Consider the following 1,505-nt stretch of genomic DNA (forward strand, 5'->3'; position numbering starts at 1 on the left):
TACCAGCGTACGGCCCACAGAATGATGTCACGCTGAAAATGCCGGCCTTTGAATGGGTTCATGTGCAGCTCCATCAGCAAAAGGGGATGATAAGTTTATCACCACCGACTATTTGCAACAGTGCCGATAAAAATATATCATCATGAACAATAAAACTGTCTGCTTACATAAACAGTAATACAAGGGGTGTTATGAGCCATATTCAACGGGAAACGTCTTGCTCGAGGCCGCGATTAAATTCCAACCTGGATGCTGATTTATATGGGTATAGATGGGCTCGCGATAATGTCGGGCAATCAGGTGCGACAATCTATCGATTGTATGGGAAGCCCAATGCGCCAGAGTTGTTTCTGAAACATGGCAAAGGTAGCGTTGCCAATGATGTTACAGATGAGATGGTCAGACTAAACTGGCTGACGGCATTTATGCCTCTTCCGACCATCAAGCATTTTATCCGTACTCCTGATGATGCATGGTTACTCACCACTGCGATCCCCGGGAAAACAGCATTCCAGGTATTAGAAGAATATCCTGATTCAGGTGAAAATATTGTTGATGCGCTGGCAGTGTTCCTGCGCCGGTTGCATTCGATTCCTGTTTGTAATTGTCCTTTTAACAGCGATCGCGTATTTCGTCTCGCTCAGGCGCAATCACGAATGAATAACGGTTTGGTTGATGCTAGTGATTTTGATGACGAGCGTAATGGCTGGCCTGTTGAACAAGTCTGGAAAGAAATGCATAAGCTTTTGCCATTCTCACCGGATTCAGTCGTCACTCATGGTGATTTCTCACTTGATAACCTTATTTTTGACGAGGGGAAATTAATAGGTTGTATTGATGTTGGACGAGTCGGAATCGCAGACCGATACCAGGATCTTGCCATCCTATGGAACTGCCTCGGTGAGTTTTCTCCTTCATTACAGAAACGGCTTTTTCAAAAATATGGTATTGATAATCCTGATATGAATAAATTGCAGTTTCATTTGATGCTCGATGAGTTTTTCTGATAGTTAGTCTTTGTAGAGACACAAACCTGAAATTCCGGACACCGCGCTTCAGGACATCTCCCTGGACGCCGATATCTGGCAGTATCCGGACGGTACTATCGAACGCCGGGCCAACGGTACTACCCTGCCCTTTATGACTGACGACCGGCTATCTCACCCACGCACTTCTCCCTGAAATTTAGCATCGTCGCGGTTAATGTCGAAAATTTGCCACCTGACGTGGTTGGCATCGAGGGTGAAAACTGCCGTGGCGAGGGTGTTCTCCTCATCCGGATCGTCGGCAGCCAGCCGGTATTCACCGGCATCAATTTTCAGATTGATATCGTGCAGCACCTGGGTGGTGCCGAAATGTTTAGCGACCGCGCTAAATTCGGCACTGTTGCAAAGTTAGCGATGAGGCAGCCTTTTGTCTTATTCAAAGGCCTTACGTTTCAAAAACTCTGCTTACCAGGCGCATTTCGCCCAGGGGATCACCATAATAAAATGCTGAGGCCTGGC

2 protein-coding genes are annotated in these 1,505 nt (G+C 46.6%); both read left to right on the forward strand.

Annotation, left to right across the window (positions count from 1 at the left end; genetic code table 11):
* The first annotated feature begins 191 nt into the window (after window positions 1-191).
* A complete protein-coding gene (locus tag FTT94_RS16405) occupies window positions 192-1,007 on the forward strand; it encodes an aminoglycoside O-phosphotransferase APH(3')-Ia (RefSeq protein WP_000018326.1) in 816 nt (271 codons plus the stop codon).
* 219 nt (window positions 1,008-1,226) lie between these two features.
* Window positions 1,227-1,505, forward strand: a 279-nt coding sequence (locus tag FTT94_RS16945; protein ID WP_204442963.1) for a hypothetical protein, incomplete at its 3' end; no start/stop codon positions are given.

The sequence above is a fragment of the Acinetobacter sp. YH12027 genome, from assembly GCF_013420085.1.
Lineage (GTDB): Bacteria > Pseudomonadota > Gammaproteobacteria > Pseudomonadales > Moraxellaceae > Acinetobacter > Acinetobacter amyesii.

What these genes read in the sequence shown, in the direction of transcription:
- FTT94_RS16405 (WP_000018326.1), top strand. Translation starts at nt 192, where the DNA reads ATGAGCCATATTCAACGGGAAACGTCTTGCTCGAGGCCGCGATTAAAT.